The organism is Proteiniphilum saccharofermentans, from assembly GCF_900095135.1.
Taxonomy (GTDB): Bacteria; Bacteroidota; Bacteroidia; order Bacteroidales; family Dysgonomonadaceae; genus Proteiniphilum; species Proteiniphilum saccharofermentans.
Genome location: NZ_LT605205.1, coordinates 2,513,738 through 2,527,616, shown reverse-complemented (window position 1 = coordinate 2,527,616; position 13,879 = coordinate 2,513,738). Strand labels below are relative to the sequence as shown.

14 protein-coding genes are annotated in these 13,879 nt (G+C 44.1%); all 14 read right to left on the bottom strand.

All coding sequences use genetic code 11. The features are described from left to right. Positions 1-6: 6 nt before the first annotated feature. The 14 genes from PSM36_RS09985 to PSM36_RS09920 all read right to left on the bottom strand — a co-directional run bounded on the left by PSM36_RS09985 (position 7) and on the right by PSM36_RS09920 (position 13,751). Positions 7-591, bottom strand: a complete 585-nt coding sequence (locus tag PSM36_RS09985; RefSeq protein ID WP_232001410.1) for an NfeD family protein — start codon at positions 589-591, stop codon at positions 7-9. Positions 592-655: 64 nt separating this feature from the next. Next, on the bottom strand, positions 656-1,780 hold the full coding sequence (locus tag PSM36_RS09980) for a lipid II:glycine glycyltransferase FemX (RefSeq protein WP_076930775.1): 1,125 nt from the start codon (positions 1,778-1,780) through the stop codon (positions 656-658). A 58-nt stretch (positions 1,781-1,838) separates the two neighbouring features. Continuing rightward, positions 1,839-2,660 carry an alpha/beta hydrolase gene (locus tag PSM36_RS09975; protein WP_076930774.1) on the bottom strand — a complete coding sequence of 274 codons (822 nt, stop codon included), beginning with the start codon at positions 2,658-2,660 and terminating at the stop codon, positions 1,839-1,841. A gap of 164 nt (positions 2,661-2,824) precedes the next feature. Continuing rightward, entirely contained in the window at positions 2,825-3,166 is a 342-nt protein-coding gene (locus PSM36_RS09970; RefSeq protein ID WP_154671007.1) for a hypothetical protein, read from the bottom strand. 11 nt (positions 3,167-3,177) lie between these two features. Then, positions 3,178-3,999, bottom strand: a complete 822-nt coding sequence (murQ, locus tag PSM36_RS09965; protein ID WP_076930772.1) for an N-acetylmuramic acid 6-phosphate etherase — start codon at positions 3,997-3,999, stop codon at positions 3,178-3,180. Between the two features lie 196 nt (positions 4,000-4,195). Beyond that, complete coding sequence (locus PSM36_RS09960) at positions 4,196-5,035, bottom strand: ATPase (protein WP_076930771.1); 840 nt, start codon at positions 5,033-5,035, stop codon at positions 4,196-4,198. A gap of 76 nt (positions 5,036-5,111) precedes the next feature. Next, a complete protein-coding gene (locus tag PSM36_RS09955; protein WP_076930770.1) occupies positions 5,112-6,284 on the bottom strand; it encodes an acyltransferase family protein in 1,173 nt (390 codons plus the stop codon). Positions 6,285-6,333: 49 nt separating this feature from the next. Further along, the gene (locus PSM36_RS09950) at positions 6,334-7,578 is read right to left on the bottom strand and encodes an exo-beta-N-acetylmuramidase NamZ family protein (RefSeq protein WP_076930769.1); all 1,245 of its coding nucleotides are present in this window, start codon (positions 7,576-7,578) and stop codon (positions 6,334-6,336) included. 147 nt (positions 7,579-7,725) lie between these two features. After that, a complete protein-coding gene (locus PSM36_RS09945) occupies positions 7,726-9,015 on the bottom strand; it encodes an MFS transporter (RefSeq protein ID WP_076930768.1) in 1,290 nt (429 codons plus the stop codon). Between the two features lie 145 nt (positions 9,016-9,160). Continuing rightward, the gene (locus PSM36_RS17830) at positions 9,161-9,385 is read right to left on the bottom strand and encodes a four helix bundle protein (protein ID WP_317042246.1); all 225 of its coding nucleotides are present in this window, start codon (positions 9,383-9,385) and stop codon (positions 9,161-9,163) included. A gap of 229 nt (positions 9,386-9,614) precedes the next feature. Beyond that, on the bottom strand, positions 9,615-10,508 hold the full coding sequence (locus tag PSM36_RS09935) for an IS3 family transposase (protein WP_076929797.1): 894 nt from the start codon (positions 10,506-10,508) through the stop codon (positions 9,615-9,617). Next, positions 10,505-10,804 (bottom strand): transposase, encoded by a 300-nt coding sequence (locus PSM36_RS09930; RefSeq protein ID WP_019537946.1) that lies wholly within the window; start codon positions 10,802-10,804, stop codon positions 10,505-10,507. Before PSM36_RS09930 ends, PSM36_RS09935 begins: the two co-directional genes overlap by 4 nt. Before the next feature lie 80 nt (positions 10,805-10,884). Further along, positions 10,885-12,207 (bottom strand): SpoIID/LytB domain-containing protein, encoded by a 1,323-nt coding sequence (locus tag PSM36_RS09925; protein ID WP_076930767.1) that lies wholly within the window; start codon positions 12,205-12,207, stop codon positions 10,885-10,887. Between the two features lie 62 nt (positions 12,208-12,269). Then, positions 12,270-13,751, bottom strand: coding sequence for a glycosyltransferase family 2 protein (locus tag PSM36_RS09920; RefSeq protein WP_076930766.1), 1,482 nt, complete (start codon positions 13,749-13,751; stop codon positions 12,270-12,272). Positions 13,752-13,879: the final 128 nt, after the last annotated feature.

Here is a 13,879-nt window from a genome sequence, read left to right as displayed (position 1 = left end):
AAATATTTAGATTTTTTCGACTATTAGAATGTTGTTATTTTCTATTTTGACGATTTTTACGGTCGACTGCGAATGAATAGGTTCTTTCTCATCGGTCATGGCGTCCAGTTCGCGTAGCGAGCCGCCCACACTGATAAGTATTTTTCCTTTACCCATGCGATTCGCCGGAATGGTCAGATATACTTCGGCTGTTTTATGGAGTGCCTTTTCCATCTTGAATGAATTATCTTCTGCCAACCGCAGGAAAACCCTTACGATCATAAAGAAGATAGCTACAAACAAAACTCCGGAGATTACGGCTGTCAGGATCAGTAAGGTTTTGTTGGGGATAAGATTATAGAATGCGATCCCTGCCCATCCGAAGCCGAGTAAAAAATTAATGAGATTCCGGAGAGAGAATAGTTGAAACGGGGCATCCCCGTCACTCAGGTCGCCTTCGAAATCGGCTTCTACTCCGTCCATGGAATCTCCACCTATAAATGTCAGAATAGTCTGGATAATAAAAATCACGGTAACAGGGGCGGCGATATACCAAAAGGTTCGCAACAGGGGTTCGGCGTTTTGCAGGATATCCATAATATTCAATTTCATTAGGCCATTAATGCTCAAAGATACAAAATGAATTTTAGATAGAAAAGTTATTTTTAAGAAAGTTTTAACTTAAATGATATCCCTGACTACGCAGTTCTGATGCACGGAAGAGGTTATAGGTCTCCTTATCTAACGGATAATCCCAGCAGCCGAGACTATGGTATATTTCACCTCCGAATCCCGATTTGAATTTGTATAAGCCGTAGAGCGGATGTTCGGGATCGGGTGAAGGGGAAATGCCGAACATGTCATACTGGGTGCAACCCGCCTGTTGTGATCTCATGATCGCTTCCCATTGCAATGCGTAGGTTGCCATAAGGTTACGGTGTGACGATGAGGATGCACCGTAAAGATAAGATCCTCTGTTACCTGTAATGACCAGGAACATAGCCGCTAACGGTTTTTCGTCGTATTCCGCTATAAGAAGGCTTACATCGGCCGGAGAACTGGTATTGTCTGCACGGGCGTCAAGCACTGCCCGAAAATACTTGATATCGTTCAGGAGAAGGTGATTCCTGGTCGCTGTCTCTTTATAGAGTTCATACCAGATATCCATTCCTTCCATGCCCATCGATCTTACCGTCACCCCTTTGCGTTGTGCTAATTTGATATTGTAACGTGTTTTCAGTTTCATCCTTTGGAGAAGGGTTTCTTTATCCTGTGTCAGATCGAGATAGATGGTATTAGCCGGCAAAATATTGGAGTGGGCTTTCTTGAAATTCCAGTTATGCGTACTGAAATTGAACCGTAGTTCCTGTGAGAGACTTTCCGGTTCGCCTTTCCATATCCCGTTCTCGTCGAAATGATCTTTCTCCCTGGCCCAGTATGATTCCCAGCAAAGGTCATAACGAATATGGATGCAATCGGAAGGCAGAACTGAGCGGAGAGACTCGGAGAGTTCTTCTAAAAACATACCCTGGAATTCGTCGGCCGGTTCAATTTCCGGGCCGTAAGGCACATAAGCTACAGAATGATTCCGATTGATCTGCTGTAAAATAACCAGCAGATCCGATTTAATGTATGACTGATCTCCTAATTTCGGAAAGAGATCGGGCCTTTGTGACGTAAAATTGACGGCAAGGGTGTTAGCTCCCAGGGATGTTTTCACCTCCGACCAGAAGGCCGTTTGCTGTAAAATAGGTGTAGCATACAACTCTTCGGTCTCCTTGAGGAAGACGTTCGTTAGCATATCTTCTTTATTTTAAACCTGCAAAGGTAGGCAAAATAAATCTGTTTCTACAGGGATATTATTTTTTCTCTCTGTTTAAGCGTGTTATCTCATTTAACATCAAAGGAAATGCGGGATATGCCATGTCATGCCCATAACCTTGCAGTTCGAGTAAACGGGTATCCTGATGTCCTGCTACTTTCATCATGCGGGCGAGATAGGCGTTCTCTTCATAGCGGCCCAGCATTTCCAGCTCGCGGTCTCCCGTGATAAGCAGCATAGGAGGGGCGTCGGAGCGGACATGAAACAGCGGGGCATATTTATCTATAACCGGTTGTTTGTCATCGATATCGTTCTCCTTTCGTATAGTAAAGTGGGTGATAGCCTGCCCGCTGAAAGGGATCAGGCCGGCAATACTGTCGGCATCGATACCGTGAACTGCAAGATATTGTTTATCCAATCCAATCATCATGGACAGATATCCTCCGGCAGAATGTCCCGATACAAATATTCGCGAACTCTCGCCTCCATATCTCCCGATATTTTTAAAGACCCATGCCACCGCTGCTGCCGCATCTTCAATATAAGCGGGTGCTTTTACCCCCGGAGCAAGCCTATAGTTGACGCCGACAATGCACAGATCTTTATTTTTTAGTGCTTCGGGAAGTTCTTTATTGCCTCCTGTCAGGCCGCCACCGTGAAACCAGACGACTGTAGTAAAATCTTTTTTATTTACCGGATAGTAAATATCGAGCAGGCACCGCTCTCCAATATAGCTGTCTTGCCGGCGCATTTCTTCCGCATAATAGGGTATGTCGGAAATAGTTTTGTATTGTGTGTCTTGTGCCACCGCTGAGGAAAATAAAGCGATAAGCAGGAATAGAGTTGGAATTCGGATCATAACTGAAAGTTTAGAAGTTGAAACTAAGAACTAAGAAGTTAGCAATAGGAACTTGGAATAAAGCATTCCAGAACGTTTTTCTCCGTTCAAAAAATGCGTTGAAACTTTTGTTTCTTAAGAGAATAAAAACAGCCAATGTGTTTTTTTAAGAGAATCGTGTAAAATCAGAACCGGTCGGGTTCTGTGCGTGCGGCTGTAGCCGTTACATTCCGGAAATTCCGGTCGAAACGGGAGAGCAGCAACTCAACCAGTTTCGTATGAAAAGCTGTATAGAGTTTTGTCGAGATATGTTTTCTGTCCTTTCGTTTTATCAATCCGAAACGGAGTTGTTTGTCATCTACCCAGATCTCAGGCTTAAAAAAAGCTTCATTTTTCCATAGAAGTGATCCGTAGGTAAGATAACCGTCTGCAGTCGCTACCCATTTATCCGCTTTTTTGTTTTCTATTGCCTCATAGATCTTGTCCAGTAAAAGATCGGGATGATCGGTGTAAATGATGATTGCCATATTGTACAATTCTATTCCTTCTTAGAGTGATAACTATTGACGGCATTCTTGACTGATCCGTGGAGCAGTAACAGGTTTTTTGCCTGTTCGTATGGGAGTCCCAGTTCATCGACGATCATACGTGTGCCTCTGTCCACCAACTTTTGGTTAGTGAGTTGCATATTTACCATACGGTTGCCTTTTACCCTCCCAAGCTTGATCATGGTGCTTGTCGTGATCATATTGAGTACCATCTTCTGGGCTGTTCCCGCCTTCATACGGGTACTGCCGGTCACATATTCCGGCCCGACAATGGGTTCTATCTTAATCTCCGCTTCAGCTGCTACGGGAGAATCGGGATTACAGCAGATGGCTGCCGTAAGGATACCCTTTTCACGTGCGTGGCGTAACGCCCCTATCACATAAGGAGTGGTGCCCGAAGCTGCAATACCAACCAACACATCGTTTTGATCGATCTTATGTGCTATAAGCTCTTCCCACGATTTCTCAAGGTTGTCTTCGGCTGCTTCCACCGGATTACGTAACGCGACGTCTCCTCCGGCAATCAACCCGATCACATAAGTGTCAGGCATGCCGAAGGTAGGTGGAATCTCAGAGGCGTCGAGCACTCCAAGCCTGCCGCTTGTACCTGCACCGATATAGAAAAGACGCCCGCCTCGCTGCATTCTTGCCACGATGCCGGTCACCAGTTTCTCTATTTCGGGAATGGTTTTCTGTACGGCAAGCGCCACTTTCTGATCTTCTTGATTGATCTCTGTAAGAATTTCGAGAACGGATTTTTGTTCTAAGTTGTCATAGAGCGATGATTGCTCTGTTATTTTAGTAAAAGACATGACTATTGATTTGATGATTTGCTAATTTGATGATTAATTTAATGTGACAAACAACGTTCAACGGAGCGAAGCGTAGTTAAATGTGCCAATCCCGATGAATCGGGACAAGTAGCAACTATCCCGACGAGTCGGGACAGGTAGTGCTAATGTGGCTAATTGATTGGTATACTTAAATTAGTAATTTGTAATTAGTAATTTACAGTTTGTGATACTCAATCAGTCCCGGCATAGGTGATTGGGATATTGTTCCGATCTCAATTCCTTTTTCTGCCGCGACTTCCTTCAACGGATCGGAAAAATACCATGCGATAGAGCCCACAAAATTAACTTTATTTTTTTGATAATCGTACTGCATCACATTCCTTTCAAAAAAAGCAGAAAAACTGCGGGTAATGATTCTCCGGATAGTCGGGTCTTCGATATGGTTGAGTAGAAACGGGCAGAGGCTTGCCAGAAAACGGTTAGGGAAAGGTTGACGGTATACTTTGTCAATAACAAGTGCAGGTGTAAGATCATACTCGTCGAGTAATGTTTCTTTCAGCCCCTCAGTAAGTTGATTTTTCAAAGCATCTCCTATCAGATTTTTTCCCAATACAGCACCACTTCCTTCGTCACCCAAAATAAAACCGAGCGGAGATATCTGGTTCACGATACTTGTACCATCCCATTCACAGGAATTACTTCCGGTTCCCAGGATACAGGCAATTCCGGATTTGCGTCCACAAAGGCTGTGAGTCGCTGCTATCAGATCGCTGTAGACTTGAACAGTCTCAACGGGAAATGATTGACGAATGGCATCGCGTACCAGGCCCGTTTTCTCAGGGATACACCCTGCTCCATAGAAATAAATCGCTTCTATATTGGCCTCTTTTAAGAGAGGATATACATGTAACCTTATCTCTTCAGCGATCTCTTCTTGTGTCTGATATACAGGACTAATACCTTTCCCGGAAAAACGGTGTATTATCTCTCCGTTTCTTGTAAGACACCAGTCTGATTTTGTAGCGCCGCTATCGGCTATTAATATTTCTTGCATATGGCAAAATCCATGGATAATTTGTAAATTCCTTTTAATTATCGCCCATAGTGCATTATCGCAACGAAATTGGCTATCATAATTTGATGTAAATATTCCGTTTGTAGAGGATATATCCGAACAGCCAACAAGCAGTGACAAACAGGAGTGCGTAAAGCAACGATCCGAAATAATCACCTGCCCAGGGACGCAGTAACATTTCATAGACAAACGTTTTGATGGAAATAGCTTCCCCCTGCACTGTAAACCTGATGTTGGAAAGTAGGGTAGCGAATACTCCTGCAAACACATACACGATAAGCGGATTTACACCGAATGCATGGAAAAACCGGCTCCATCGCTCTTTTTTATTGATATCGATGATCCAGATAAGTAACCCTAGTAGTTGGGCGGCAAAACCTGTAGTAGCAAGGACGAAAGTAGGACTCCATATTTTCTTGTTGATAGGGCAGCCATATTGTAGCAGTAATCCGGCGAATGCAAGTACGGTTCCCAAGATCAGCAGTTTTTCTACGCGGGTATGATTCTCCTTGTTATCAACGATAAGCTTACCGAAGAGGAAGCCGATCAGTACATGGGCAATGGAAGGAAGTGTGCTGAGCAAACCTTCCGGGTCGAATGCAATCCGTTCTCCTGACGGTGCGGTGTCTTTGTACATATGATCAGTACCCCATAACGCGCGGTCGACTACGGCAATGATGTTCTGCTCCGACATCTCGAATCCTTTTCCGAATTGTAGGATCAGGAAATATCCCAATAAAAGCAAGGTAATCAACCAGGGCAGATACTTACTTTTCACAAATACTGCGATAAGTGCTGCGAAACCGTAAGCCAACCCCAATCGTTGCAGTACGCCCAATATACGAAGAGTATCGAAATGGGTAGCGGCTTGCATGAAAGGTTCTCCTGAGGCGAGTCCCCTGCACAGTTGTCCGAACCAGCCCAGTGCCAGCCCGATTACGAAAATAAGGATGGTGCGCCGTACAATTTTCCAGATAGCTCCTTTAGACGGTTCGAAGTGGAATTTTCGTAACGACATAAAGGTGGATACCCCCATGATAAACATAAAGAACGGGAATACCAGGTCGGTGGGCGTGAGCCCATGCCAATGTGCATGGCCGAGGGGTGTATAGACATATCTCCATGAACCGGGATTGTTAACCATGATCATGCCGGCGATAGTGATCCCCCGGAGAATATCGAGCGAAAGCAACCGACCGCTCTGCTGAGGTGTAGTTATTGTATTCATTTTTTGCTATGATAGCGTTACATAAACAGGATTTCCATTTGACTTTATATCAGCGGTAAAGATAATACTTCTTCGACAATTTCCTGAATGCTTCTTCATCTTTTGTCCAGTAGGATTGAATATCTGCGAAACGGTGGTTTTTGGAAAATTCCAGTCGGATAAAATCACTGCCGCTCACTTTGTCGAACATGTCGAACCTGTTTTCGGGAGCATGATCAAATACCTTTTTGTCAGGGTAAAGTTGTGCGGCGACCTCCATTACATGGAACTGGATATCCGACAGGCGTGCTTTCCGGAAATCAGTCAGATATATCTGTACTCCCTGAAAGTTGCTTCCTTGCCCAACCGAATAATAGGGTTTCAGGTGGATAGGACGGAACGTTACTCCCGGCAGTCGCTTGGCATTTAATGCCCCGGCAAACTCTTCGGCATTGATCCATTCGGCTGCGAACATCTCAAAGGGAAGCGTATAACCCACGCCGATAGACATATACCCCAGTTCACCCAGGATCCCCGAAACAGGATAAAAATAGGCTGAATGGGCGAACGGTATATGGGGTGAGGTGGGAATCCAGGGTAACCCTGTGTCTTCGAAATTCATTTTCCGACGCCATTTTTTCATTTTTACCACCGTCAGTTTACAAGGTTGAGGAATCATCTTTTCTCCGATGATCATTTCTGCCAATTCTCCGCAGGTAAGGCCGTAGACATAAGGGATCCGCAGTTGGCTTACAAAAGAGAAGAAACCTTCTTCCACCAGGTTCCCTTCCACTTTCAGGCCGCCTAACGGGTTTGGGCGGTCGAGTACCACAAATTCGATGTTGTTTTCTGCGGCGGCCTGCATAGCCAGATACATGGTAGATATATAGGTATAAGACCGGCATCCTATATCCTGGATATCATACACAAGTACATCCACGCCTTCCAGCATCTCTTTGGTGGGTTTTCGGGTAGCTCCGTAGAGGGAATGGACAGGTACTCCGGTATTGGGATCAGTGAATGATTCTATTTTATCGCCGGCATGCACATCACCGCGTACGCCATGTTCCGGGCCATAGAGTGCTACCAGTTGCACATTGGGCGCTTCATACAGGATATCGATGGTCGATGTCAGGTTGTTATCGACTCCAGTCGGATTAGTGATCAGTCCTACGCGTTTCCCTTGTAATATTTTAAAGTTGGCTTCTTTCAACACTTCGATACCGGTCTTCACGTTTATTTTCTGGGCGGAAGAGGAGAGGGAAATGAGTAAACCACATATAATAAATGCTGTTATTAACCTCAAATTATTCATGTTTTTTTAAATTACCAATTACTAAATATCAATTATCAATTACCAATTACTAATTACTAATTACCAATTATCGCCACAGGTATTATCATACGCAGTATATATCACCGAAGGCACTATCACGCGTAACGTACTATCTGATTACTCAGCTTATTCTTCTGCTGGTGTTTCTTTCTTTGCTTTCCCAAAATCCTTATCTATTTTCATAAATGGAATCAACAGAAGGGTAGGGATGGTAGCGATCATAATAAAAACAAAGAAATTCACATATCCCAGTTGCTCCTGAATCCAGCCGGCCGCCATACCCGGGAGCATCATTCCCAGTGCCATGAATCCCGTACAGATGGAGTAGTGTGCAGTCTTATGTTCGCCCTGAGAGAAATAGATCAGGTAGAGCATATAGGCGGTAAAGCCAAATCCGTAACCAAGTTGTTCGATAGCCACTGCTATATTTACCCAAATAAAACTTTCGGGTTGGTATATTGCCAGTAAGAGATAGGCGGCATTGGGTAGGGTGATAGCCAGTGCCATAGGCCAAAGCCAGTATTTTAATCCTTTACGCGATGCAACGATACCGCCAATGATACCTCCAAAGGTGAGGGATATCACGCCGACCGTACCATAGGCGAGACCAACTTCCTGTGTGCTTAATCCTACGCCTCCCACTGCCCGGGCATCAAGCAGGAAAGGTGATGCCAGCTTCACCAACATGGCTTCAGCCAGCCGGTATAAGAGCATAAAGGCGATGGCCAAACCGATCCCTTTCTTCGTGAAAAATGATTTGAATGTGTTCCCGAACTCTGTCATTACCTCTTTCGGGGTATGTGCGACTTTTCCCGTATCGCTTGCAGGGTAGGGCAGCATAAAGCGGTGCCAGGCAAAGAAAGCGATAAATAAACCTGCCAGAATGAAAAAGGTAATACTCCAGGCGTATGGGATATTGCCGGTACTTTTCTCGAGGAATCCGGCCAGGATCACAAGTAGTCCCTGCCCCGCAATGGAGGCGAGGCGATAGAAGGTGCTACGTATGCCGACAAAGAATGATTGCTGTGAATCGTCCAGTGCCAGCATGTAAAAGCCGTCGGCAGCGATATCGTGTGTAGCGGAACTGAAGGCCATCAGCCAGAAGAATGCGAGTGATGCCTGCAGGTAGAATGGGGTAGGTAGGGTAAAGGCAATACCCGCGAATCCGGCGCCGATCAGCAACTGCATGGATACGATCCACCACCGTTTGGTTTTCAGGATATCCACGAACGGGCTCCAGAAGGGTTTGATGACCCATGGAAGGTAGAGCCAACTGGTGTACAGGGCTATTTCGGTATTGGATAATCCGAAGCGTTTGTACATAACTACGGAAACGACCATTACCGCTACGTAGGGTAAACCTTCGGCAAAATACAAGGTAGGGATCCATGCCCAGGGATTGCGTGTTGATTTCATTTTAATTACCAATTACAAATTACTAATTACCAATTAAGTACTGAACACTAAATAGTTTTAATTATTTTAAACCTCAAAAGATTGAGAATCAATTATGATAAGTGAAATGAATAATATAAACTAATTTCAATCTTGTACTTACCAATTAATCTTTATTTTTTATTGTTTTCTGAATTGCCGTGATAATACGGATAATTTCTTCCAGATCTTCTAACATGCTTTCACTTTGTTCTTTAGATATATAATCTGTATCTCTTAATAATCTTAACCAAAAACGGGTTTCACGGGCTTCCCGATACGATACACCCAATTTGGCCAGAAAATCTTTTCGGGAAAGCCCTCCAACAGACTCTTCGACATTTGCACCGATAGATGTCCCACTTCGTAGAATTTGTCGGGATAACTCAAATTCCTTTTTCTCTTTACAAATACTGATATAACTTCACAATTCTTATCGCATAGTTATATGTCTTATCTAATATAATATTCTCTTTCTCAGGATAAACCATAATCAACCATTGTAATTAGTCATAAGTTTAATATCCCTTTCCTGATATAAACCAACCAATTGGAATTGCCAACTTATTTGAGACAATAAGTTAAGCAACATTTTTAATTAATTGTTTTTTAATATTGTACTGTTTCCAAAATTCATCAATAGTCAAATTACCCAATGCTGAGAATCTTCTTTTATGATTATACCAGGATTCAATATATTCAAATACATCCAAGCACATCTGCTCTTTTGTTTTAAGCTTGGTACCATAAATCAACTCGGTTTTGAAAGATTTAAAGAAACTTTCAGCCACCGCATTATCCCAACAGTTGCCTTTCCCGCTCATGCTTTGCTCTACCCTATGGTACTGCAACAAATTAACGGTCTGTTTGCAGGCATATTGAATGCCCCTGTCAGAGTGAAAGATCATCCCTTCTTTAAACGGTCTGTTTCGGTTGGCCATCCTGATAGCCGGTATGACAGTGCCGGAAGCAGTCAAATTATCGCTGATAGACCACCCAATGAGTTTTCGATCAAAAAGATCAATCACGCACGTAAGGTAAAGGAATCCATCCTTACAGCAGATGTAAGTAATGTCGGACACACAAGCCCTCATTGGTTCTTTTTGATTGAACTCACGGTTAAGCAAATTAGGCGCTACATTGTAATTGTGGGATGCATCAGTGGTTACCCTAAACTTCTTAGAAAGCTTGCTGCGCAATCCCATATTTCTCATATGACGGGCAACAGTTGTTCTGGAAACATTGACTCCGGATGCTTGCAAATCTTTAGCCAACCTGGGACTGCCGTTGCGCCCCTTGGCATCGAAGTATGCATCTTTAATCTCTCGGCTAAGTTCCATATGCTTTTGTTCTCGTTTATTTATAGGGTTCTTAATCCAACGGTAATAACTGCTGCGAGATACACTCAATACTCTGCACATCATCCCAATCGTCCACTCCCTCGAGTTGTAATCCTTTATAAATTGATAAATCAACGATCGCTCGTGGAGATGATGCCTAAGGCTTTTTTTAATATGTCACGCTCTGTTTCAGCCTCTTTAAGGCGTTTTTCCAGTTCTGCAACCCTTCCGGCTTCTCTTTCACGAGAACGGACTCCGTTGCCCGGGAAACTGCTTTCCCCACGTTCCCGGTACTCTTTGCACCAGCGATACAATAGTGCAGGTGATATGCCCAATTCGTGTGCGAGTTCGGAAACATTCTTCCGCTCGAAACTTAATTTGACGGCATTATCTTTAAATGCCTTGTCATAATGTGTTCTTTGTTTTCTCATACTTTGACAAATGTAAGTTTTTTATGCTTAACTTTTTGTCCCAGCAAAGTTAGTAACTCCAAATCATTAGTAATTGGTAATTAGTAATTAGTAATTGTTTCAGATGCAGGAAAATAATGCGCCAGTATCTCATTATAGCCGTATCCTTTCTCAGCCATGATGGCGGCGCCTATCTGGCACAGTCCTACGCCATGGCCCCATCCGGCGCCGGTGAGTATGAATGTCTGCGGGATTCCGTTCTCGTCTTCGTCCTGTGTATCGACTACGAATGCGGAACTATAAAGATGCGACTTCGATAAAGTACGCCGTATTTCCAATTCTTTCCCTATCGTCATCACCCGTTCCGTGCCGATGATCTTCAGACGGATGATACGGCCGGAAGCACCTCTTTCGAGCGGTTGCAGGGCGATGATCTCACCGAAATCGATCCCGGAACGTTCTCTGATAAGAACCGACAGTTCTTCCTGTGAATAAATTGTCTTCCAGCGATAAAAATCGGCTGTTTCCCGGTCATAATCGTTCAGCACTTGTTTTAATACATTTGCATCCTGTGTGTTACAAAAAGCGGGAGGTGAAGTGCGGATCCATTCCTCCGCATTGTCTTCGATGGTCAGGTCGGGTAGGGGGGAACCTTCAGTATAGTCGGGTTTTGCCTGCAGATAGGGATGTATTACGGGTTCCCATACGTTCTCGAATGTTTCCATCACGCCGCCGCAACACTTTGAGAAGCGGGCGTCGCAGATGGCACCGTCATAGAAAAGGACTTCTCCCCATGTTTCCTGAATCACCTTTTTTACCAATTCGGTGGATTGACGGGTGATTCCCTGGTAGCGCTGGCAGTGGTCGTCGGCACAGACGTCGAACCGATTGTGATTCTCCCGGTCGTACCAACGGACTATTTCTGTAGGTGTTTCAAACGAAGTCCGGTAACCGGTTTCTGAATTTTCAAGAGATTGGCTCTTTTGTATCTGTGCCAGCAGCCAGCTTCGTGAGATGACAGCATGTGCTTTCAGCAGCTCTTCGGAACTTGTAGCACTCATTTCGGATGAGATCACACTGGTGAGGTAATCTTCTAATGAAACGATATTGATCGCCGAGAGACTGCCGTTTTCCACGATAAATTTCAGGCTACCCAAAAAATATTGATCTTCCTTTCGTTCCCAATGAAATTGCACGCCGATGATCACATTTTTCAATCCGAAAGCATTGTGATGCAGATCATCGGCTTCGAAAACGAGTTCATCGGATATCTCCCCCTTGAAAAGGATCTTTTCCCCCGAGATTTCAACCGAATAATCTCCCGGCTGTATTTCCCGACCGTTCGACTTATAACCGTCAGGCAGCGAAAAATCAATTTTTTGCTGTTGCAATAATATGCCTACATGAATCAGCGGTGCGTTCATATTTTAATTACTAATTGATAGTTGATTGTGGGTTGTTGAATATCATTTTTAACTTTCAATTTTCAATTTTCAATTTTCAATTGTCCATTGTCAATTGTCACCTTCTTCCTTGCCTGTAATTCCCATGTCCTGATCCTGTCTTTATAGAGGTTATGTGCGTTCATTTTCACTATATCGAGCGACGCATCACTATTATCCTCCCAACGGCGGCAGAGGTAAAGCACATCATAAATGCGGCCTATCTGGTAGCGCCGTGAGATATTCAATCCCAGGGCATAATCCTCACCATAGCTGGTGTTGGGCACTTTGATATCGCGCAGTACCGGCGTATAGAATGCGCGAGGAGCTCCCAACCCGTTGATGCGCAGAGCGTTATTCCGACCATTATCAGGTGTCCATTCGCGATGGTCGATAATGCCCGGTGGAATCTCCTCCATATGGAAGTTGGTCATCCGGTAGGTGCCTACCACCATGGCGCACTGCTGTTCGTAGAAGGCGTCGACAATTTTTTGCAGTGTATCTTCACCGCTGTAGACATCGTCGCTATCGAGCTGTACGGAAAACTTGCCGCACTTCGGGTGGTGTACTCCCAGATTCCAGCATCCACCTATGCCCAGGTCATCCCTCTCCGGGATAATATGTATCAGTCGTTCATCATCTTTAAATTCGTCGACAGCCTCTGTGGTACCGTCCGTAGAGTAGTTATCCACCACAATGAGATTGAATGGGAAACCAGTCTTCTGTTTCAATACGGATGCGATGGCATCTTTAATGGTTTTTACACGGTTACGCACCGGAATGATCACAGAAGCTTCATATTCGAAATGATCTTTGTTGAATTCGATTTCTTCGAATTGTGGTGCCAGGTAGGCTCCCACTTCTTTCAGGTGTTGAGTGCAGGCCTGTTCCATCTCGATCTGCACCTGCCGGTTTTTGGGATCCACGTAATCGAATATTTTTTCTCCCGATGCACGTTTGTCCTCTTCTATCTCCGTGTAAAGGTATTCATTGATATGTATCAGCGGATGGTGTTGTGAGACTTTGAGCCGCAAGTCATATAGTCCGGCGAACCGGTAATCCTCATTCATCCTTGCTGCTGCCTCTTTGAATGCGTCTGCATTATAGAGCAGTAACGACCCGAAATTGAAATCATCGCGCAGGCTTCCTTCCTGGTAATCTATTACGGGGTGATTCTTTTTTTCGCCGTCGATAACCGCGTAATAGTCGGCATATACCATTCCCGCCTGCATATCTCCGGCAATGCGGGTCATCCGTTCAAGGGCAAAATAACCCGGTTTCAGGACGGACGGTTTCTGATAGATAAGTGTGTGACCGGTAGTAGATTTACCGGCGATTTTTCTGATCGTTTCCGTGCTTTGCAGTCTATCGATGATAATCTTTTCACAACCTTCCAAAGTTGTGACAGTTTCATCCGGAGTAAGCAGATAAATATTTTGTATCAGTTCCGACTGTTTAAGTTCTTCTACTGTTTTTCTTGCCTGTTCAGGTTGTGTGAAAAGAATAAAGGCGTTTATTTTTTGCATAAAATCCGATTTTTTAATTATCAATTAGTAATTACCAATTACCAATTACCAATTACCAATTACCAATTACTAATTAACTAATTGACTTATTCTAATTTAGGTGTTCTTAAATTATAGATTTGACTACT

Excerpts from the sequence above, each read along its gene's own strand:
- PSM36_RS09950 (WP_076930769.1), bottom strand. The coding sequence starts at position 7,578 with ATGAATAATTTGAGGTTAATAACAGCATTTATTATATGTGGTTTACTC.
- PSM36_RS09920 (WP_076930766.1), bottom strand. The coding sequence starts at position 13,751 with ATGCAAAAAATAAACGCCTTTATTCTTTTCACACAACCTGAACAGGCA.
- PSM36_RS09975 (WP_076930774.1), bottom strand. The coding sequence starts at position 2,660 with ATGATCCGAATTCCAACTCTATTCCTGCTTATCGCTTTATTTTCCTCA.
- PSM36_RS09925 (WP_076930767.1), bottom strand. The coding sequence starts at position 12,207 with ATGAACGCACCGCTGATTCATGTAGGCATATTATTGCAACAGCAAAAA.
- PSM36_RS09955 (WP_076930770.1), bottom strand. The coding sequence starts at position 6,284 with ATGAATACAATAACTACACCTCAGCAGAGCGGTCGGTTGCTTTCGCTC.
- murQ (WP_076930772.1), bottom strand. The coding sequence starts at position 3,999 with ATGTCTTTTACTAAAATAACAGAGCAATCATCGCTCTATGACAACTTA.
- PSM36_RS09980 (WP_076930775.1), bottom strand. The coding sequence starts at position 1,780 with ATGCTAACGAACGTCTTCCTCAAGGAGACCGAAGAGTTGTATGCTACA.
- PSM36_RS09930 (WP_019537946.1), bottom strand. The coding sequence starts at position 10,804 with ATGAGAAAACAAAGAACACATTATGACAAGGCATTTAAAGATAATGCC.
- PSM36_RS09985 (WP_232001410.1), bottom strand. The coding sequence starts at position 591 with ATGAAATTGAATATTATGGATATCCTGCAAAACGCCGAACCCCTGTTG.
- PSM36_RS09960 (WP_076930771.1), bottom strand. The coding sequence starts at position 5,035 with ATGCAAGAAATATTAATAGCCGATAGCGGCGCTACAAAATCAGACTGG.
- PSM36_RS09945 (WP_076930768.1), bottom strand. The coding sequence starts at position 9,015 with ATGAAATCAACACGCAATCCCTGGGCATGGATCCCTACCTTGTATTTT.
- PSM36_RS09970 (WP_154671007.1), bottom strand. The coding sequence starts at position 3,166 with ATGGCAATCATCATTTACACCGATCATCCCGATCTTTTACTGGACAAG.